The organism is Buchnera aphidicola (Aphis nerii), assembly GCF_005083105.1.
Lineage (GTDB): Bacteria > Pseudomonadota > Gammaproteobacteria > Enterobacterales > Enterobacteriaceae > Buchnera > Buchnera aphidicola_AS.
Window position 1 is genome coordinate 73,346 of record NZ_CP034885.1, and the last position, 19,348, is coordinate 92,693.

The following is a 19,348-nucleotide window of genomic DNA, read 5'->3' on the forward strand; positions in this document are numbered from 1 at the left end:
TTGGGTCGTGCAGGATTTGAACCTGCGACCAATTGATTAAAAGTCAACTGCTCTACCAACTGAGCTAACGACCCCAAATATTTTTTGGGTGATGACGGACTCGAACCGCCGACTTCCTCCGTGTAAAGGAGGAGCTCTACCAACTGAGCTAATCACCCTTTTATTCATGTATCTATTTCATTTTATAGATCAAAAAAATCTTAGTCAATCTTTTTTTGAAAAATTATTTATTTTTTATATTTTAATCATTTTGATCAATAATTATCTGTTTTTTATTATATAAAATTTATTTTAAACTTTTCATACAAATTTTTAAAATATTTTAAGGAATATATGAAAGTAAAAACTCGTTTTGCTCCTAGTCCTACTGGAGATTTGCATATTGGTAGTATTCGTACAGCATTATATTCTTGGTTATTTGCACGTCGTTATAATGGAAAATTTGTACTTCGTATAGAAGACACTGATGTTGAAAGGTCTCAAGAATTATCAGTAAAATCTATTTTACAAGGACTAAAATGGTTAGGATTAAATTGGGATGAGGGTCCTTATTTTCAGAGTCAAAGATTAGAAAGATATAAAGAAGTAATTGAAATAATGTTACAAACAGGAAATGCATATAAATGTTTTTGTTCTGCAAAAGAAATAGAAGAAGAACGTCTTAAACAGCTTTCTGAAGGTAAAAAACCGCGTTATAATAGATTTTGTAGAAATTTAAAAAAAAAATATAGTTCTAATAAAAAATATGTAATCCGATTTAAAAACCCTACTTTTGGAAAGGTATCATTTGAAGATAAGATTCGAGGAAAAATCACTTTTAACAATTTTGAATTAGATGATCTTGTGATTCAACGTTCGAATGGAATTCCAACATATAATTTTTGTGTTGTAATAGATGATTTGGATATGAATATTACACACGTTATTCGTGGTGAAGATCATATCAATAATACACCTCGTCAAATTAATATTTTAAAATCTTTAAAAGCAGAAATACCTATTTATGCTCACGTTTCTATGATACTTGATGAAAATAAAAAAAAATTTTCTAAAAGGAATAATTCTGAAAATATTATTGAATACTATAAAAAAGGTTTTTTACCAGAAGCGTTAATTAATTATATCATAAGACTAGGTTGGTCCCATGGTGATCAAGAAATTTTTAACATTTCAGAATTAAAAAAATTGTTTAACTTAGATACTATCAGTAAATCTTCTAGCGCTTTTAGTATGAAAAAACTTTTATGGTTAAATAAATATTATATTAATACTTTACCATCGAGTTATATTACCAATTTGTTACAAGATTATATGAAAAATGAAAATATTAATATAGCAAATGGTCCTAATTTAAAATGTTTATTAAAACTATATAAAAATCGTTATCATACTTTAAAAGAAATTGCATGTTCCTTTAGATTTTTTTATGAAGAATTTGAACTTTTTAATATTAAAGAAGTTAATAAATATTTAATTTCAAAAAATTTATATATTTTAAAAAATATTTATACTCAATTAAATGAATTATCTTCTTGGACAATTAAAATATTGTCTGAATTTTTTAATAATCAATCTATAGTATTAAATCTCGAAATAAGAGAAATAAATGTATTATTACGAGTGGTATTAACTGGAAATGTACATTCACCAAATATACATTCTATAATATTATTACTTGGAAAAGAAAAAACTTTATTAAGAATAAAAAAAGCAATTTTTTTTATACAAGCAAAAAAATAATATGAAATTTTAGTTTAAATATTTTTGCACTTTATTAAATTCATTTAAATTCATTAGTTTTTAATATAAAAAGCATTTTACAGAAAAATAAATTGACAGAATTCATGTGTTTTTATATTGTAATAATTTTGGGGCTATAGCTCAGAAGGTAGAGCATTTGCATGGCATGCAAAATGTCAGCGGTTCGATTCCGCTTAGCTCCAGAAAAATTAATTAATTTTTAATTAAATAAATTTAAGATTTTTTTAAATTTTACTTAAAATGCTGTGCGAAATATGATTCAGCACAGCATTTTAAGTTAGATTTGTTGACTCATTATTTCTTTGTAAGCTGACATAACTTTATTTCTAATTTGAATAGCTAATTCTATAGAAATAGAAGATTTTTGTAAATTTATCATTACGTCATTTAAAGACATAGAAGATGGATTTAATTCAAATTTTTCAATATTTTTTTTTGCATTATTTTGAATACTACTGACTTCTCCTAATGCTTTTTGAAAAAATTGAATAAAGTTATTAGATTCTTTAATATTTTTTGTATTTTCATCTAAAAAATTAATCTTGGTATAAATATTTTGATTATGAATGTTATCAATAAACATATTTTCCTCTAAATTTTTTACTAAGAATTTTTTAATAATATCATATCTTTTATAAACATGAACATTTTATGTTATAGGTAAATTTATCAGGAAATATTTTTATTTCAAGTGAAATTTAATTGTTGTTCAATTATAGTTAAGATTATCTACTAGATCAGGAATATGTCATGAATTTTAGTACTATAGAAGAATCAAATTCAGAAGAGAAAAAAAAATTTAGTAATTTTCTACCTTATTTTTTTAAAAATGCACGTATTTTAATAATTTTATTAGTATTGGCAGTAATTACTACAATTTCAATTTCTGTATGGAGAAAATCTTCTGATTATCAAGTTTTATATAACAATTTATCTACCGAAGATGGAGCATTTATTATTGATTATTTAAATCAAATGAAAATTCCTTATCAGTTTTCTGAAGATTCTGGGAAATTATTAGTACCGAAAAACAAAATTTATGATCTACGTTTATATTTATCAGAAAAAAAATTGCCTAGTAGTGGAATAGGTTTTGAAATTTTAGACAAAGAAAAATTTGGACTTAGTCAGTTTAATGAGCAAGTGAATTATCAACGTGCTTTAGAAGGTGAATTGGCACGCACTATAGAAAGAATTAATATTGTAAAAAGCGCGAGAATACATATAGCAATGCCAAAAAATTCTTTATTTTTACAAGATAAAAAAAAACCATCAGCTTCAGTAATTTTAAGTTTAAAACTTGGAACTCAGTTAAATTCAAGCCAAACAAATGCTATATTACATTTACTTTCTAATAGTGTATCTGATTTATCTGTAGATAATATAACTATAGTTGATGAATTTGGTAAATTATTAAATAATTCTGCATTCACGTCAGAGCAAATAAATGATGCTAAATTAAAATATTCTGAACAAATTGAATTAAGATATACCAATAAAATTCAAAGTATTCTAGAACCATTATTTGGTTTTGGAAATGTACACGCTCAAGTAACTGCACAAATTGATTTTAATTCACAAGAGAAAACAAGAGAGCAATATGAACCTAATACTAATCGTAAAAATCAGTCAATACGTTCATATCAAACCGCTATTAATGATAAAATAAAAAGTAAAAAAGAAAACGATCACAACAGTAATACTTTAACTAAAAATAATAGTAATTATAATGTAAAAAACAAACAACCTAATATAATAGACAATCATAAATCATTCAAGGATAGTTTTATTATCTCTGATTCAAATATTAATCATGACAATACGATAAATTATGAATTAAATCATACTTTATCACATATAAAAATGAATATGGGAGAAGTAAAAAGATTATCTGCTGCAGTAGTTATCAATTTGATTAAAGATACAAATGGAAAAGCAGTTCCATTGAGTAAAAAACAAATAAAAAATATCAAAAATTTAGTTTGTGAATCAATAGGTTATTCTAAAATTAGAGGTGATAGTGTACATATAATTAATGAGTCCTTTTCTCAAAATAAAAATACTTTTATTCCATTTAATAAATTTAATCAATCTAATGTTTTTAATACTTATTCAATTTTAATTCCATGGTGTATTTCTGCATTATTTATTTTATATTTTTTAAAAAAATATATTTGTTCTTTTATAAAAAATGTTTTAAAAAATAAAATATTAGATAAAAACATTGTAAAAAAAGAAACTAAAAATTCAAATATTCATGAAAAAGAAATAGTTGATGATATTGAATCCAAAATTGTGAGTACTTCGAACATAGAAAATACAGATAATTTAATTCATCAAATTTGTAATATATCTAATCAGAATCCGCGTGTTATAGCGTCGATTATTCGTCAATGGATGAGTGATAAAAAATGACTTTAAATGGTACCAATAAAAGTGCACTTTTATTAATGTCTATAGGAGCTGATCAAGCATCAGAGGTATTGAAATACTTAACTCCTTTTGAAGTTCAAGAATTAGTTACTTCTATGGTTAATATTAAGCAGATATCTAACACATTATTAAATAATGTATTGACTGAATGTTATGATCTTTTTATGAAAAATAATAATTTAGTGTATAATAACAATGATGAATATATATCTCATATGTTAAATAAAGCATTGGGTGACAAAAAGGGAAATATTTTATTCAATGATGCATTAGAAGTAAGAAATATTAAAATGTGTATTGAATCTCTTAATTCTATGGAACCAGAAAAACTAGCTGATTTATTAAAAAAAGAACATTCTCAAATTATTACAACAATACTTATATATTTAGATAAAAATCAAGCAGCTAAAATTTTATCTTATTTAAATATAGAAAAACGTTCTGAAATTATAATAAAAATCTCTGAATTTAATGGTTTAGAAGAAAATAAATTTCTTGAATTAAAAAATATTATTAATAATTTAATAAAAAATAAAAAGTTAATCTTTTCAAATAAAGGAGGTATAAAAACTGTTGCTAATATTTTAAGTTCTATGAAAATAGAAAATCAAAAAGATTTGCTAAAAAAACTTGAAGTCTCTAATAACAATTTATCTAAAAAACTTATTAAGGAAATTTTTTTATTTGAAAATATAGTTAATGTTAATGATAACGTTATTAAATGTTTAATGAATGATTTAGAAGAAGAAAAATTATATATTGCACTTCAAAACAGTAGTGAAACTATAAAAAATAAATTTTTTAATAATATGACTGAATCAAAATTAACAAAGTTATTATTTTATTTAGAAAAGAAATCTTATATTTCTAATATTTCTATAGAAAACGAACAAAAATTAATTTTAATGATGATTAAAAATATTTTAGATTATGGTGTTTTTTCATTAGAAAATTTAGGAAAATATTATGTCTAATTTAGACGTTAAAAAAGACTGGAAAAAGTGGTATCCAGAAGAAATTTCTTTAAATCATCCTAAAAAAAATTATAATGTTTTTTGGAACATAAGTACTTTAAAAGAATCAGACTTTTATGTTATAAAAAAACCTAAATTAAATCATAAATTTAAAGAATCAAATCAAATTAAAGATAATTTTTTTAAAAATGAATCATATCTTTTAAATATAAAAAAAAATCTTATAGAAAAAGAAAAAAAATATGTTCTTTTAAATAAAAATTTAAAAGATTTATGTGTTAATTTTGAATCTACAATCACTTTATTTGAAAAAACATTATTTTCACGTTTGTTAAAAACCACTTTAATAATTTGTTCTTATATCATTGGAGAAAAAATTTCAATTAATGAATCAAGTTTATTAAAAAAAGTTAATAAAATTGTTAAAAATGATGATTTTTTTTTAAAAAAACCTAAATTAGTTATACATCCTAGTAATAAAAAAATATTTGAAAAAATTTTAAAACAATCCATAAATAATAAATGGGAATTCATTTATAGTGAGAATATTGATATTAATGGTTTTAAAATTCAATCTGAAAATAGTAATATAGATTCGACTATTAATGCTAGATGGAAAGAAGTATATCGTATGATTCTTGAAGAAGAGAAGAATTAATGAAATTAAAATATTCTAAATTATTGAATCAAATTACTTCTTTTGAAAATAAATTTAATGATCTTTCCGATATTATTATATACGGTCGTGTAGTTAGTATAAACGGTTTAATACTAGAAGTATTAGGTTTAAAGGTTCCTATTGGATCTGAATGTATTATTGAAAGGAGAATAGGTAATAAATTATCAAACGTGTTAGCTGAAGTTATTAAATTTGATGAAGAAAAAACATTGTTATTTTCTTTACAGGAAACTTATGGTATTTTGCCTGGTGCAAAAGTTTTTTTAAAAATACCTAAAAATATTAATAAATTTACAAAAAAAATTCCATTAGGATTCAATTTATTAGGTAGAGTATTAAATAGTAAAGGAGAACCATTAGACGGACTACCGAAGCTAGATTTAGAATGTTTTACTACAATTACAAAAAAATATATTAATCCATTACAAAGAAAACCAATTAGTGAAATATTAGATACAGGAATATGTGCTATAAATGGATTATTAACTATTGGTAGAGGACAAAGAATAGGAATTTTTTCAAGCTCAGGAATTGGTAAAAGTATTCTTCTTGGTATGATGGCAAAATATACGAAAGCAGATGTGGTAGTGATAGGATTAATTGGAGAGAGAGGTAGAGAAGTAAAAGATTTTATAGAAAATATATTAGGAGTAGATGGATTGTTAAAATCAGTAGTAATAGCTGCTCCAGCAGATGTATCTCCTTTAATACAAATTGAAGCGGCATCATATGCTACAAGTATAGCTGAATATTTTCGAGATAAAAATAAAAATGTATTGTTAATTATGGATTCTTTAACTCGCTACGCGATGGCTCAGAGAGAAATATCATTATCTTTAGGTGAATTACCAGTTTCTAGAGGATATCCATCTTCTGTTTTTTCAAAAATTCCTATTTTAGTAGAGCGCTCAGGAAATATAGACAATCAAGGATCTATTACTTCTTTTTATACTGTTTTAACTGAAGATCAAGAAGAACAAGATCCTATTTCACAAATTTGTCGTTCTATACTTGATGGTCATATTATATTATCTCGATATTATGCAGATTTAGGACATTACCCTGCTATTGATATTGAATCTTCTATAAGTCGTGTTATGCCAGAAATTGTTAGTAAAGAACAATATTTACAAGCTTGTTATTTTAAAAAATTATTCGCATCTTATCAAAGAAATAAAGATTTGATTAATATTGGCGCTTATGTTAAAGGTAATGATCAGATTTTAGATGATGCAATTAAAAAATGGATAAATTTAGAAAAATTTTTACAACAACAACCGTCAGAACAAAGTGATTATTTAGTTTCTTGTGAAAAATTAAATAAAATATTCATTTAAATTATTTTTATTTTTTAGTTTAATTAATACTCAATAGGATATTTTATGAAAAATAAAAAAAATTTATTTTTTATTTTAGAAAATATAGAAAAACAAAAAATAAAACAAGAAACAATTAATATCAAAAATTTATATATACAAAAAAAAGAACATATTAAACAATTAAAATTATTAATAAAATTTCGTAATGAATATATTACAAAATTAAATATTAAACTTAAATCAGGAATATCTATAGATTGTTGGAAAGTATATAATAATTTTATTTTTATGTTATATGTTGCAATTAAAGAAAATAATAATATAGTTAAAAAACATGAATATATCATTAAAAAAAACATAGATCAATGGTTAAAAAATCATGTTAAACTAAAAACTTGGAATTTTTTGAATCAAAAAAATAAAATATTATTTAAAAATCGTCAAATTTTAAAAGAGAATATTGTTAGTGATCAATTTTCTCAATTTGAATTTTTTAAAAAAAGGCAATTATTATAATGTTAAATCATCTTAATAATATAGAATTTAAAAAAAATGTTACAGTAAGTTTAGATAATCGTATTTCTTCTAATTTTGATGAACTAAATTTATATCAATCTATTTTCAATGAATGTAAAAAAAAATTGTTAAACAAAGAAATTAAATTTGATAATATTTCTACGAAAGAAAAGAAAAAAGATGATGAAAATAATATATCTACTAATTTTGTAGTAAATAACTTACTAAATATTTTAAATTCAAAAAATATACAACAAGATTTTTATATTCAAAAAAATAATAATTTAAAACAAGAAAAAAAAAAATTAGATCAGAATATTAAATTAAGATCTAATATTTATTTAAAAAATAAAGATAATGTTAATATAGAAAAAAATGAAAAAAAACATAAAATTTTTCAAAATCATGAAATATACAAAAATTTAACATTTCTTAAAAATAAACATTTTTTATTTTATAATTATAATACTATTGATTTATCTAAAAAATCCCATAATCAACATATCTTCAATAAATTTAATAATTTAAATATTGTAAAAAATAAAAAAAATTGTATTAAATGCAGTAAGAATTTTATATATTTTAAAAATCATAAAAATAATGCATCTAGTATATTTTCTTCTAAAAATATACAAAAAAACCAAAATTCTATTTATGAACTAAATTATTTTAAAAAAATAAATGAAAATAATTCTTTTAAATCAAATAAAAAATCAATATTTTTTTCAAATCTTAAAGAAAATATTCAATGGAAAAAAGCAATTAGTCAACAAGTTTTATTATCTATTTCTAATAAAAATAACCGAGCTGAGATTCGTTTAAAACCAGAATATCTTGGTTCAGTATATATAACAATTAATATGAAAGATGATCAAGCAAAATTGAAGTTTATTTCTGATAATAAGGAAGTAAAAAATTTTTTAAATAATTGTGTTCCATTTTTAAAAGATTCTTTAATTAAGAATGGTATTTTTTTAAAAAAAATTAATATTTGCAGCTCTTTTAATTCGGGTAAAAGTACAAAATTATTTATTTCACAAAATAAAATAAGATCATCTAATTCAATTAAACAATTTTATAAAAATATAACACAGAAAAAAGTAGTTGATATGTATATTTAATTGTTTTTTTTAATATATTTAAAATGCTGATTCTTTTTAAAACTAGAATAATAAGTTTTAAAATAATCTTTAATCACTTTTACCTATAAGGTATATAATAAATGGGCGAAAGTAATCGTGTAAATATTATAAGTCAAAATTCTAGTAATAAAAAAGAAGAGATATATAATATTTTAAGTTCTAGTGAAATTAAAATATTAGAAAAAATTAATAAAAAATTCATAGATAAGACAATTAAATATTTTGCAGACTTTATTAAAAGTAATATAAAATTGAATTTTTTTACTATTAAATTAAATTCTTATACAGATAATGATAAATATATAAAATATTTGTTTTCCAATGAAATAAAAATATTAGATTCAAAAAATCAGTGTTTTATATTTTTTTCAGACAATTTTTTACCTGTTTTTATAGATTTATTATTTGGAGGAAAAGGAACATATATAAAAAAAATTAGTAAAGAAAGAAATATTACGTATACTGAAGAAGTTATTTCTCAAAAAGTTTTAAAAATAATTTTTAGTGCTTATTGTAAGTCTTTTCAAAAAGTTTTTTTTATTGATACAAAAACTATCAATATAAAAATTATTGATATTCAAAAAAAAGATTTTTTAAAAGAAAATTTTATAACTAATTGTTTTAATTTAAGTTTAAATAATGTAAATATTTTTTTAAGTATTTTATTTCCTATTTCAATAATTAAAAAAAATTTAAACGAATTAATATCTTTAGAAATGAATAAAAAATCTTTTATAAACAATGTAGATACTAAAAAAAATATTTCTATTAATAATTTATATGATATTGAATTAAATATTATTATGAAATTGATAATGTTAAAGGAAGTAAATTATAAAAGTTTAGCTATAGGAGATATTTTAACCATTCATAAACCTGATAAGGTCATTGGTTATATAGATAAAAGACCTATATTTTTAGGTCATTACAAAAATTTTAATAAAAAATCTATTGTTTTTTTAGAAAAATTTATACATAAAGATTTAGATTTAAACAAACATAAGGATTTTTTTAATGAATAAATTAAAAAAAAAATATAGTTCTGAAAAAGTCAATGATTCTATTGAAAACAATATAGACACTAATGATGATAATACTTTTAAAGAAAAAATGTCTGATTTTAATTCTGATAAAGTATTAAATAATGAAAAAATAATATTTGATATACCAGTAAATATAACTATCGAATTAGGTAAATCAAAAATAAAAATAAAAGAATTATTAAATTTTTCTAAAGGAAGTACATTTTTTTTAAATAAACACAAAGAAGATCCTCTAAAAATCTTTGCAAATGGTAAATTAGTTGCATTAGGTGAAATTATTATGTCAGAAAATACATATGGCGTAAGAATTATTAGTATAAAAAATTCTTTAAATACTATGAATTGATAACTTTGAATTTTATGAAAAATAATATTGAATCACATTTGGCTTTGAATAATTCTCAATCAGTATTTAATGGAACAAATTTTCTTCAAATAGCTAGCTCATTAGTACAAATAATATTATTAATATTAATTTTAAGTTGGATTTTAAAAAAATTCACATTAATAAGAAAAAATAAAAATAATTCTTATATAAATATTATAGAAAAAATATCAATAGGATCAAACGAATCTATCGTTTTAATAGATATAAAAGAGGTAAAATTAATATTAGGTGTTACAAAAACTAATATTACTCATCTATATACATTAACATCTCAATTAAAAGACGAGTTGCCTAGTAAAGAAGAAAAAATTATGTTGCCAAAAAAAAATTTTTGTAATTTTTTCAGGAATTTGACTAAAAATTTTTTGAAAAAATTCACGTTTTATCAAACTTTTCCATTTATATTTTTACTATTATTTTGTCCTTTGGTTTATGCTGATATACCAGGACCAACAATTCATAATTTAAGTAATGGTACTCAAATTTGGTCGCTACCTGTACAAACTTTAGTTTTTTTAACTGGACTTACTTTTCTTCCAGCTTTTCTTTTAATGATGACAAGTTTTACCCGTATTATAATTGTTTTTGGATTGCTCAGAAATGCTTTAGGAACTCCATATGCACCACCTAATCAAATATTATTAGGTTTGGCACTTTTTTTAACTTTTTTTATAATGTCTCCAACGTTTGAAAAAGTTTATGAAGAAGCATATCTTCCATTTAGTAAGGAACAAATTAATATGGATGAAGCTATTTCAAAAGGTGCAATTCCATTAAAAAAATTTATGTTAAATCAGACAAGAATATCTGATTTAGAGTTATTCTCAAAAATAGCGCATATTTCATCTTATAAAGATAAACAAGATATACCTATGCGTATTTTGTTGCCTTCTTTTATTACAAGTGAATTAAAAACAGCTTTTCAAATTGGTTTTACTATTTTTATACCTTTTTTAATTATTGATTTAATTATTGCGAGTGTTTTAATGTCTCTTGGTATGATGATGGTACCACCTTCAACAATTTCATTACCTTTTAAATTAATGTTGTTTGTATTAGTAGATGGTTGGCAATTGTTAGTAACTTCTCTATCGCAAAGTTTTAATATGTAATTTTTAATGGAATTTTTTATGACTCCTGAATATATAATGATTTTATTTAGTCAAGCTATTAAAGTTGCATTAATGATTGCTTCGCCATTGTTATTATCTGCTTTAATAAGTGGCTTGATTGTTAGTATATTACAAGCTGCTACGCAAGTAAACGAACAAACTCTTTCATTTATTCCTAAAATAATTTCAATTTTAGTTACAATTGTTATACTTGGTCCGTGGATGTTGGGTGTTATGTTGGATTATATGCATAATTTATTTAATAATATACCAGTAATTATAAAATAATGTTAACATTTAATAATTTACAACTATTAACGATTATAAGCAATTTTTTTTGGCCTTTAGTCCGTATTTTAGCGTTCTTTTCAACTGCTCCAATTTTTAATGATCAACATATAAATATAAAAACTAAAATATTTCTATCTATATTAATTAGTTGGATAATTTTTCCATTTTTACCTAATATAAACATAGAGTTGTTTTCTTTCATTGGTTTATTGCTTTTATTGAAGCAAATTTTAATTGGTATTTCTTTAGGTTTTACTTGTCAATTTTTGTTTGCTACAATTAACTTTTCAGGTGAATTAATAGGATTGCAAATGGGTTTATCATTTGCAACATTTTTTAATGCAAATAATAATATTGGTATTTCTATAATATCGCGTTTATTAAATATTTTAATGCTATCTTTCTTTATATCGCTTGATATTCATCTCTATTTAATATCAATATTAATTGATAGTTTTTATAGTATACCTATTGATATTGTTTTTTTTAATAGAAATGTTTTTTTTACTTTATTAACATTTTCAAGTAGTATTTTTTTAAATAGTATAATGTTTATTATACCAATTATGATTTTTTTGTTATTATCTAATTTAATAATGAGTATTTTAAATCGACTATCTCCTCAAATATCTATTTTTTCTATTGGATTTCCGTTGAATTTATTAATAGGATTAGTAATATTATATTATTTAGTATCTATTTCATTTCCTATTTTTAATAAATTATTAAATCAGTTAGTTTTATTCTTATCTTCTACTTTTTTAAAAGTATGATAATAGTTTATAAATGAACATGTTAAAGTATACTAAACTATTTATAAAGTATAATTTAGTATAAATTATACTTTATTTTTAAAAAATATCATTGAAAAATTTTTTTATTATTTAATTTTTCCTTCATTATATAATACATGTTTCCGAATAGTTGGATCATATTTTTTTAGTACTAATTTATCAGGTGTATTTCTTTTATTTTTAGTAGTAGTGTAATAATGGCCTGTACCTGAAGATGAAATCATTTTTATTTTTTCTCTATTTTTTTTAGCCATATTAATTACCTTTATTATTTATTTTTTGTATAATTGACTCTATTCCATTTTTATCAATACAGCGCATTCCATTAGCAGATATGCGTAATTTAATAAATCTTTTTTCTTCTGGAATCCAAAAACGATGATTTTGAATATTTGGTAAAAATTTTCTTTTTGTAGCATTTAAAGCATGTGATCTATTATTACCAACCATTCGCTTTTTTCCTGTTACTTGACATATACGAGACATATAAATTTTTCCCTAAAATTTAATTTTTTATTATTTCATTACATATAACTAAATAAGTTACTAAAATAGTCTGTATTATATAAAATAATTCTATGTTTTTTAAATTTTTTATGATAAAGAACATAAATAAATTTAAAAATACTTTATTTTTAAAATATAAAAATTTTTTTTATTTAAATTAATATAATATACAAATTCATATTTGCAAGTGCTAATTCATATTTAATCAGGATCACTTATATGAATATATATCAGAGATATTTCTCTAAATCTTTGATTTTGTTTTCTATCCTATTATTTTTGATAGTATTACTTTTAGAAAGTAATTTTGGATTTAAATTGTTTTTTAATGTTACTAACTATTTTTTATGGGGATTGAAAACCAAAAAAATATCAGGCAATTGGCGTGATTTTACATTAAAAAAAATTACTTATAATTTTTCTGGATTATCTATTAAAGCTGATAATATTCATATATTAATAGATCCAATATCTTTATTTAAAATAAATAAAATTTTTAAAAGAATTGAAATAAAAAATTTAATTTGCTTTTTTAACGAAAAAAATTTATTTCATTTAGGAAAAAAAACTTTCACAAAAAAGATATTAAAAAAAAATATATTTTTCAAAAACATCATTTTAAAAAAAATTTATTTTAATAAAATTTTAATAAAATCAAATCATGTTAATGTATTTTTATCAAATGTTCATAGTGGTGTAAAATTAACTAATAATAATTTGACTATATTTAATACTTACATTAATTTTGTTTCTTTAAATTCAAATAAAAATAACCAAGAACATTCATTAAGAAAAAAACAATTTAGTGTAAAGAACAAAGTAAGTCATTTTTTATCCGTTGTTTTAAATCATAAAAAAATTTTATGTCCAATAAAGATAAATTTATTATTTTTAAAATGTAAAAAAATTCAATTTTTTGATCATTCATTTAAAAATATTTTATTTATGGGTACTTTTAATAAAGCATTTATATTTAAATTAAAATTTAATAATTTTTGTAAATTTAGTTTATATGGAAAAATATTATTAAATAATTTAAATCATCCTTTATATATTAACTTATATATGCATCGTTTTTCATTTCCAATAAATAAAAATTTAAAATTTGTTTCAAAGAGTTTTAGTTTGATTTTAAAGGGAACAGTGAATCAGTATAACTTATCATTAAAAAACATTGTTAATATATCTGGTATGCCTTCAGTTATTTTGAATATTTTTGGTGGTGGTAGTTTGAAAAATATTTATTTAAGTAAAATTCATTGTATTCCATTATTTAAAAAAATTAAAAATAATCAATTAATTAGTTTAAAAAAAAATAATGATAACCAGTGTATTTCTCAATTAAAAGGCAATATTAATATATTAAATAATTTTAATAAAGGAATAAATAATATCAATGTTCCTGATTTTAATATAACGGCTAATATAATAAATAAAAAATTTTTAATATTAGGTTCATTATATTATAATGAAATAAATAATTTAAAAATACCTAAAATAATGTTTTTTTCAGGTAAAAATGTTGGATTTATATCCGGTTCAATATCAAAAAATATTAATATAAATTCATCTATTAATATTAATAATTTAAATTATTTTATACCTAATTTAAAAGGTGCAATTACATCTACATTAAATATTTATGGTTTTTATCTATCACCTATTACTTCTGGTTTTATTTTAGGAGAAAAACTAAATTGGAATAATATAATATATTTAAATAGCATGAAAATGATTATTGATATAAATTCTGAAAAAAAATTTACAAAAAATATTTTTCTTACTATCAAAAAAATTAAATTTTTTAAATTTTATATGGATTTTTTAAATTTAAATTTGAATTGGAACGAGAGAAATCAAAAATTATATTTTTTTTTAAAAAATAAAGATTTAACTATAGATTTTATTGTAAACGGTAGATTTGATTATCAAATAGGAGCTTGGAAAGGTTGTTTTGAGAAAATAAATATTTTGACTTTTAATAAAACATTGATTATGGGTAAAAATCCAATTATTTATTCTTTTAATAAAAATACAAAAATAAATCAAAAAAAGAAAATTAAAGATATAAATTCTGTTTTTGATATTATAAAGAAATCTAAAAAAATTTTATTTTCATCTATTTTTAATTCATCTGTCAATTTTAAAGCTAATTTGTTTTTTAAAGTAAATTTTATATCAAAAATTAATGAAAAATACTCTAATATAAAAGTATTTTTATGCAGTAATAATATCCAATTTAAAAAAAGAATAAAACATAAAAATTTTATTAAAAATATAGATTCTTTAAAATTATATATTAATTTTAAGAAAGATTGTCTTCTAACTAAATTGATTATATATCCATTAAAAAATCAAAATAGTAGATTATTTGGATTTTTCAACATTTATGATATTTTTAATAAAAAAAATATACGAGGTAAATATTTTCTATTTAATTGTCCATGTTTTATTTTAAATTTTTTTATTTCAAACTCTATAAAAGTAAAAGGAACATGTACTGGTTATATAAAATTTTTAAATACTTTATATCAGCCTAATATATTGGCTGATATTCATTTAAAAGATTTCTGTTTCAAAAGCGATAAAATATTAAAATATATTATTTCGTTTTTTTATCCTTCTTTGAATCCTATTAAATATATAAAAATTAATCAATCAATTTTTATAAGTAAAGGAGATATATTTTTACAATTAAATTCATCTACAAAAAATAATTTTACAAATTCTATAGAATGGAATTGTTTGTTTAATAGTAATCAAATTCTTTTTTTTATGCTTCCAAAAATAAAATTAAAACTTTCTTCTCAAATAAATTTACATTATTTTTTATTAAGATATGATTTAATTGGGTATTTAAAATCATGTTTATTTTATTTTAAAATTAATGAAAAAAATTTTATTTTTTAAAAAATAAAAAATGATTTTTTATATTTTATTTTTATTTTTAAAGCGATGACATGAAGAAGTAATTTCTAATTTTGCAGCTGTTTGATTTTCCCATCCTATAATTTTTGTCCATTTTTCTTTTTCTAGTTTTTTGTAATGTTTAAAAAAATGTTCTATTTGTTTTTTTAATAATTGGGATATATCTGTAATATTATTTATATACTTATATTCTTCACAAACTTTAGTTTTTGGTACAGCTATAATTTTAGCATCATCTCCTGATTCATCTTGCATTCTAAGCATCCCAACAGGTTTACAATGAATAACAGAGTTAGACTGTACAGGATATGGAGATGGTACTAAAACATCTAAAGGATCTCCATCCATGGATAATGTTTGATTAATATATCCATAGTTACAGGGATAAAACATTGGTGTAGATATAAAACGATCTACAAAAAGTAAACCTGATTCTTTTTCTATTTCATATTTCACAGGAGATGAATTATATGGTATTTCAATGATAACATATATATCATTTGGTATATTATCACCTGCAATGATTTTATTATAATTCATTGATATTTACCTTATATTATTTAAAAATACATTACTAATATTTCATTATTATATTTTTTAAAATACAATAAATATTATTTTTTAAATGAGCAACTTATTTTAACAAGAGTTATTTTTTATATAGTTGTCTGTATAATAATATTAATATATCTTACTTATATATTATATATGTTATTAAGGAGTTACAAATGAAATTAATTAACCAAATTAATACTGAAGAAAATTTATTAATAAATACAGTCAATAATACTCTACAATTAGCTAAAAAAATAGCTAATTGTTCTGTTGAAGTTTTCGTTAAAAAAACGATAGGAATTAATATTAATATTAGAAATAATATTGTAGAAAACATAGAATTTAATAGTGATGGAGCATTGTTTATTACTGTGTATAATAAATTTTCCAAAGGCAGTGTATCATCAAGAGATTTTAGTATAAATGGTATTGAAAAAATGCTTAAAATAGCTATTGATATTTCAAAACATTCTTCTTCTGACTTTTTTTCAGGATTACCAAATATAGAATTATTATGCTTTCATGCTGATGAACTTGATTTATTTTACCCTTCGGAGTTAAATATAAAAAATGGAATTAATTTTGCTTCTATAGTAGAAAAAGAAGCATTTAAATTCGATAAAAGAATTATAAATAGTGAAGGAAGTTTTTTTAGTAATCATGTTACTATGAACGTTTTCGGTAATAGTTTGGGAATGTTGGAGAAATATAAATCTACTCTTTATTCAGCTTATAGTTGTATGATTGCAAAAGAAAAAAATTCAATGCAAAGAGATTTTGATTATTCTACATCTAGAAAAATAGAAGATTTAGAAAAACCTGATATATTAGGTAAAAAAACTGCAAAACGTGCTATTTCTCGATTATGTTCTAAAAAAATTAATACGATGAAATCTGCAGTTGTATTTTCAAAAGAAATATCTAGTACTTTTTTCTCCTATCTTGTTTCTGCTATTAGTGGAGATAATGTTTATCGTAAATCTACTTTTTTACTTAATGATTTGAAAAGAAAAATTTTTCCAAATTGGTTAAATATTTTAGAAAATCCACATATAAAACAAGGTTTAGGTAGTAAACCATTTGATAATGAAGGTGTAAAAACTACTGTAAAGTATATCGTTGAAAATGGAATATTAAAAACATGGTTACTTAATAATTATAATGCTCGTAGATTAGGTTTAATCAGTACTGGAAATTCTGGAGGTATTCATAATTGGATTGTATCTAATAAAAATATATCTTTTAAAGAATTATTAAAAAATATGAATACTGGTTTATTAGTTACTGAGTTAATGGGACAAGGAGTAGATATCATTAGTGGAAATTATTCACAAGGTGCAATAGGATTTTGGATTGAAAATGGAATAATACAATATCCAGTAAACGAAATTACTATATCTGGTAATTTAAGAAATATGTGGAATGATATTCTTACTATTAGTAACGATATTGATATGCGAAACAATATCCAATGTGGTTCTATTTTAATATCAGAGATGCAAATTTCAGGAAACTAATTTTTTATAATTTTAATAGAAAAAATAAATAAAAAGGTAATAAATTTATTACCTTTTAAAAGTATCCATTGTGTTTTTAATGATTATATTTATAAGAAGTTGACTGATAAGCCGGGTTCTGTTTTAAACAGTCATTCATCTAGATTAGTAATTTCTTACTAATTCAAGCAGTCTACCCAGGTTTTTTTTTAGTACGAGCAATACCTAATAACCTATATTTGACTTTGCTCCAGGTGGAGTTTACCATGCCATAGTTGTTGCCAATTATGCGGTGTGCTCTTACCACACCTTTTCACCCTTACCATGTTAAAAACTTTCATTTAAACATGGCGGTTTTTTTTCTGTTGCACTAGTCATAAGTTTACACTTTCCAGGTGTTACCTGGCACCTTGCTCTCAGGAGCCCGGACTTTCCTCTCTTTAGTAAATAACTAAACAGCGACTGTTTTAATCAACTTCTTAAAAATATTATACGTTATTTTAATAAAAATGTCATTTTTCTTCTTTTTTTATTGCATATTTATATAAATTATTTTTATTCATTTTATGAATTTTAGAAGTAAGAAGTACTGATTGTTTTAATGATAAAACACTTCTTAATATTGAAAAAGTATTTTTTATATTTTCTGAAATATTTACTTTTTTAGGTTCTTGATAACCATCTATAATAACAACATTTTCTCCTTTATTATAACGGTTTTGATCTTCTTTTATCCAAGAAAGTATGATTTCTGCTTTATTAGAATAAATCATTTCCCATTTTTTTGTTATTTCTCTAGCAATGACGATATGTCTATTTTTTCCAATTTCATTTATTATATCGGTTATAGTATCAATTATTCTATACTTTGATTCATAAAAAATCATTGTTCGTTTTTCTTTTCTTAAAGAATATAATAAATCACATCTTGTTTTTTTTTTAGAAGGTAAAAATCCTTCATAACAAAAACGATCTGAAGATATACCAGAAGCACTTAGTGCAGTGATAGCCGCACATGGCCCAGGAAGTGGAACTATTTTAATATTAAATATATGACATTGTTTTATTAATAAATAACCTGGATCATTAATTACTGGTGTCCCAGCATTAGATACTAACGCAATTGTTTTTCCTTTTTTTAATTTTTTAATTAAATAACTACTTTGTTCAATTTCATTATTTTTATTAAAAGATATTAAAATATTTTTAATATTGAAATGTTTTAGTAAAATATTAGTATGTTGAATATTTTCGCAAGCTATTATATCGACTTCTTGTAATGTTTTTAATGCACGATAAGTAATATCTGATAAATTACCAATAGGTGTGGGTACGATATAAAGAATTCCAGTATTATTAAATAAATTCACTTTTTTATCCAAATATATTTTATATTTATTCTAATTTAAA

At 21.2% G+C, this 19,348-nt stretch carries 19 protein-coding genes, 3 tRNA genes and 1 other RNA gene; 15 read left to right on the top strand and 8 right to left on the bottom strand.

The genetic code is table 11. The features are described 5' to 3' along the window. Position 1: 1 nt before the first annotated feature. Together D9V64_RS00345 and D9V64_RS00350 are read right to left on the bottom strand one after the other, a co-directional pair. Positions 2-74, bottom strand: a tRNA-Lys gene (locus D9V64_RS00345). Between the two features lie 11 nt (positions 75-85). Beyond that, positions 86-158 (bottom strand) — tRNA-Val (locus D9V64_RS00350). Between the two features lie 175 nt (positions 159-333). Between D9V64_RS00350 and gltX the strand changes: the two genes are divergently transcribed. Together gltX and D9V64_RS00360 are read left to right on the top strand one after the other, a co-directional pair. Further along, entirely contained in the window at positions 334-1,740 is a 1,407-nt protein-coding gene (gltX, locus tag D9V64_RS00355) for a glutamate--tRNA ligase (RefSeq protein ID WP_158366264.1), read from the top strand. Between the two features lie 130 nt (positions 1,741-1,870). Further along, positions 1,871-1,943, top strand: a tRNA-Ala gene (locus D9V64_RS00360). A gap of 95 nt (positions 1,944-2,038) precedes the next feature. Here the strand turns inward: D9V64_RS00360 and fliE are convergent. Further along, positions 2,039-2,344, bottom strand: a complete 306-nt coding sequence (fliE, locus tag D9V64_RS00365) for a flagellar hook-basal body complex protein FliE (RefSeq protein WP_158366265.1) — start codon at positions 2,342-2,344, stop codon at positions 2,039-2,041. Between the two features lie 167 nt (positions 2,345-2,511). Here fliE and fliF point away from each other — a divergent pair, with 167 nt between their 5' ends. The 11 genes from fliF (at position 2,512) to fliR (ending at position 12,431) form a co-directional block, all read left to right on the top strand. Next, complete coding sequence (gene fliF, locus D9V64_RS00370) at positions 2,512-4,176, top strand: flagellar basal-body MS-ring/collar protein FliF (protein ID WP_158366266.1); 1,665 nt, start codon at positions 2,512-2,514, stop codon at positions 4,174-4,176. Then, positions 4,173-5,168 (top strand): flagellar motor switch protein FliG, encoded by a 996-nt coding sequence (gene fliG / locus D9V64_RS00375; protein ID WP_158366267.1) that lies wholly within the window; start codon positions 4,173-4,175, stop codon positions 5,166-5,168. Before fliF ends, fliG begins: the two co-directional genes overlap by 4 nt. Beyond that, positions 5,161-5,826 carry a FliH/SctL family protein gene (locus D9V64_RS00380; RefSeq protein ID WP_158366268.1) on the top strand — a complete coding sequence of 222 codons (666 nt, stop codon included), beginning with the start codon at positions 5,161-5,163 and terminating at the stop codon, positions 5,824-5,826. Before fliG ends, D9V64_RS00380 begins: the two co-directional genes overlap by 8 nt. Further along, the gene (locus D9V64_RS00385) at positions 5,826-7,184 is read left to right on the top strand and encodes a FliI/YscN family ATPase (RefSeq protein ID WP_158366269.1); all 1,359 of its coding nucleotides are present in this window, start codon (positions 5,826-5,828) and stop codon (positions 7,182-7,184) included. The genes D9V64_RS00380 and D9V64_RS00385 overlap by 1 nt, the downstream gene beginning before the upstream one ends. 45 nt (positions 7,185-7,229) lie before the next feature. Then, positions 7,230-7,682, top strand: a complete 453-nt coding sequence (locus D9V64_RS00390) for a flagellar export protein FliJ (RefSeq protein WP_158366270.1) — start codon at positions 7,230-7,232, stop codon at positions 7,680-7,682. Continuing rightward, on the top strand, positions 7,682-8,803 hold the full coding sequence (locus tag D9V64_RS00395) for a flagellar hook-length control protein FliK (RefSeq protein ID WP_158366271.1): 1,122 nt from the start codon (positions 7,682-7,684) through the stop codon (positions 8,801-8,803). The genes D9V64_RS00390 and D9V64_RS00395 overlap by 1 nt, the downstream gene beginning before the upstream one ends. Before the next feature lie 101 nt (positions 8,804-8,904). Next, positions 8,905-9,846 carry a hypothetical protein gene (locus tag D9V64_RS00400; RefSeq protein ID WP_158366272.1) on the top strand — a complete coding sequence of 314 codons (942 nt, stop codon included), beginning with the start codon at positions 8,905-8,907 and terminating at the stop codon, positions 9,844-9,846. Then, entirely contained in the window at positions 9,839-10,213 is a 375-nt protein-coding gene (gene fliN / locus D9V64_RS00405; protein ID WP_158366273.1) for a flagellar motor switch protein FliN, read from the top strand. Before D9V64_RS00400 ends, fliN begins: the two co-directional genes overlap by 8 nt. Before the next feature lie 14 nt (positions 10,214-10,227). Next, the gene (fliP, locus tag D9V64_RS03270; RefSeq protein WP_158367248.1) at positions 10,228-11,367 is read left to right on the top strand and encodes a flagellar type III secretion system pore protein FliP; all 1,140 of its coding nucleotides are present in this window, start codon (positions 10,228-10,230) and stop codon (positions 11,365-11,367) included. Positions 11,368-11,385: 18 nt separating this feature from the next. After that, the gene (gene fliQ / locus D9V64_RS00415; protein WP_158366274.1) at positions 11,386-11,655 is read left to right on the top strand and encodes a flagellar biosynthesis protein FliQ; all 270 of its coding nucleotides are present in this window, start codon (positions 11,386-11,388) and stop codon (positions 11,653-11,655) included. Then, positions 11,655-12,431, top strand: coding sequence for a flagellar biosynthetic protein FliR (fliR, locus tag D9V64_RS00420; protein WP_158366275.1), 777 nt, complete (start codon positions 11,655-11,657; stop codon positions 12,429-12,431). Before fliQ ends, fliR begins: the two co-directional genes overlap by 1 nt. 107 nt (positions 12,432-12,538) lie before the next feature. Here the strand turns inward: fliR and rpmG are convergent, their stop codons facing one another. Together rpmG and rpmB are read right to left on the bottom strand one after the other, a co-directional pair. Beyond that, entirely contained in the window at positions 12,539-12,706 is a 168-nt protein-coding gene (rpmG, locus tag D9V64_RS00425) for a 50S ribosomal protein L33 (RefSeq protein WP_158360400.1), read from the bottom strand. A gap of 1 nt (position 12,707) precedes the next feature. Next, positions 12,708-12,938, bottom strand: a complete 231-nt coding sequence (rpmB, locus tag D9V64_RS00430; protein WP_158366276.1) for a 50S ribosomal protein L28 — start codon at positions 12,936-12,938, stop codon at positions 12,708-12,710. A 240-nt stretch (positions 12,939-13,178) separates the two neighbouring features. On the opposite strand from rpmB, the gene D9V64_RS00435 reads away from it, so the two are divergent. Beyond that, on the top strand, positions 13,179-15,869 hold the full coding sequence (locus D9V64_RS00435) for a hypothetical protein (protein WP_158366277.1): 2,691 nt from the start codon (positions 13,179-13,181) through the stop codon (positions 15,867-15,869). Positions 15,870-15,887: 18 nt separating this feature from the next. Here D9V64_RS00435 and ppa read toward each other — a convergent pair whose 3' ends face one another. Next, complete coding sequence (ppa, locus tag D9V64_RS00440; protein ID WP_158366278.1) at positions 15,888-16,427, bottom strand: inorganic diphosphatase; 540 nt, start codon at positions 16,425-16,427, stop codon at positions 15,888-15,890. 188 nt (positions 16,428-16,615) lie between these two features. Between ppa and pmbA the strand changes: the two genes are divergently transcribed. Further along, a complete protein-coding gene (gene pmbA, locus D9V64_RS00445; protein WP_158366279.1) occupies positions 16,616-17,959 on the top strand; it encodes a metalloprotease PmbA in 1,344 nt (447 codons plus the stop codon). Positions 17,960-18,050: 91 nt separating this feature from the next. Here pmbA and rnpB read toward each other — a convergent pair. Then, positions 18,051-18,417: RNase P RNA component class A (rnpB, locus tag D9V64_RS00450), an RNA gene on the bottom strand. Positions 18,418-18,450: 33 nt separating this feature from the next. Next, the gene (gene rsmI, locus D9V64_RS00455) at positions 18,451-19,308 is read right to left on the bottom strand and encodes a 16S rRNA (cytidine(1402)-2'-O)-methyltransferase (protein WP_158366280.1); all 858 of its coding nucleotides are present in this window, start codon (positions 19,306-19,308) and stop codon (positions 18,451-18,453) included. Positions 19,309-19,348: the final 40 nt, after the last annotated feature.

What these genes read in the sequence shown, in the direction of transcription:
- fliN (WP_158366273.1), top strand. Translation starts at nt 9,839, where the DNA reads ATGAATAAATTAAAAAAAAAATATAGTTCTGAAAAAGTCAATGATTCT.
- rpmG (WP_158360400.1), bottom strand. Translation starts at nt 12,706, where the DNA reads ATGGCTAAAAAAAATAGAGAAAAAATAAAAATGATTTCATCTTCAGGT.
- fliR (WP_158366275.1), top strand. Translation starts at nt 11,655, where the DNA reads ATGTTAACATTTAATAATTTACAACTATTAACGATTATAAGCAATTTT.
- fliP (WP_158367248.1), top strand. Translation starts at nt 10,228, where the DNA reads ATGAAAAATAATATTGAATCACATTTGGCTTTGAATAATTCTCAATCA.
- fliF (WP_158366266.1), top strand. Translation starts at nt 2,512, where the DNA reads ATGAATTTTAGTACTATAGAAGAATCAAATTCAGAAGAGAAAAAAAAA.
- gltX (WP_158366264.1), top strand. Translation starts at nt 334, where the DNA reads ATGAAAGTAAAAACTCGTTTTGCTCCTAGTCCTACTGGAGATTTGCAT.
- D9V64_RS00400 (WP_158366272.1), top strand. Translation starts at nt 8,905, where the DNA reads ATGGGCGAAAGTAATCGTGTAAATATTATAAGTCAAAATTCTAGTAAT.
- D9V64_RS00390 (WP_158366270.1), top strand. Translation starts at nt 7,230, where the DNA reads ATGAAAAATAAAAAAAATTTATTTTTTATTTTAGAAAATATAGAAAAA.
- ppa (WP_158366278.1), bottom strand. Translation starts at nt 16,427, where the DNA reads ATGAATTATAATAAAATCATTGCAGGTGATAATATACCAAATGATATA.
- fliG (WP_158366267.1), top strand. Translation starts at nt 4,173, where the DNA reads ATGACTTTAAATGGTACCAATAAAAGTGCACTTTTATTAATGTCTATA.
- rpmB (WP_158366276.1), bottom strand. Translation starts at nt 12,938, where the DNA reads ATGTCTCGTATATGTCAAGTAACAGGAAAAAAGCGAATGGTTGGTAAT.
- fliQ (WP_158366274.1), top strand. Translation starts at nt 11,386, where the DNA reads ATGACTCCTGAATATATAATGATTTTATTTAGTCAAGCTATTAAAGTT.
- fliE (WP_158366265.1), bottom strand. Translation starts at nt 2,344, where the DNA reads ATGTTTATTGATAACATTCATAATCAAAATATTTATACCAAGATTAAT.
- D9V64_RS00435 (WP_158366277.1), top strand. Translation starts at nt 13,179, where the DNA reads ATGAATATATATCAGAGATATTTCTCTAAATCTTTGATTTTGTTTTCT.
- pmbA (WP_158366279.1), top strand. Translation starts at nt 16,616, where the DNA reads ATGAAATTAATTAACCAAATTAATACTGAAGAAAATTTATTAATAAAT.
- D9V64_RS00395 (WP_158366271.1), top strand. Translation starts at nt 7,682, where the DNA reads ATGTTAAATCATCTTAATAATATAGAATTTAAAAAAAATGTTACAGTA.
- D9V64_RS00385 (WP_158366269.1), top strand. Translation starts at nt 5,826, where the DNA reads ATGAAATTAAAATATTCTAAATTATTGAATCAAATTACTTCTTTTGAA.
- D9V64_RS00380 (WP_158366268.1), top strand. Translation starts at nt 5,161, where the DNA reads ATGTCTAATTTAGACGTTAAAAAAGACTGGAAAAAGTGGTATCCAGAA.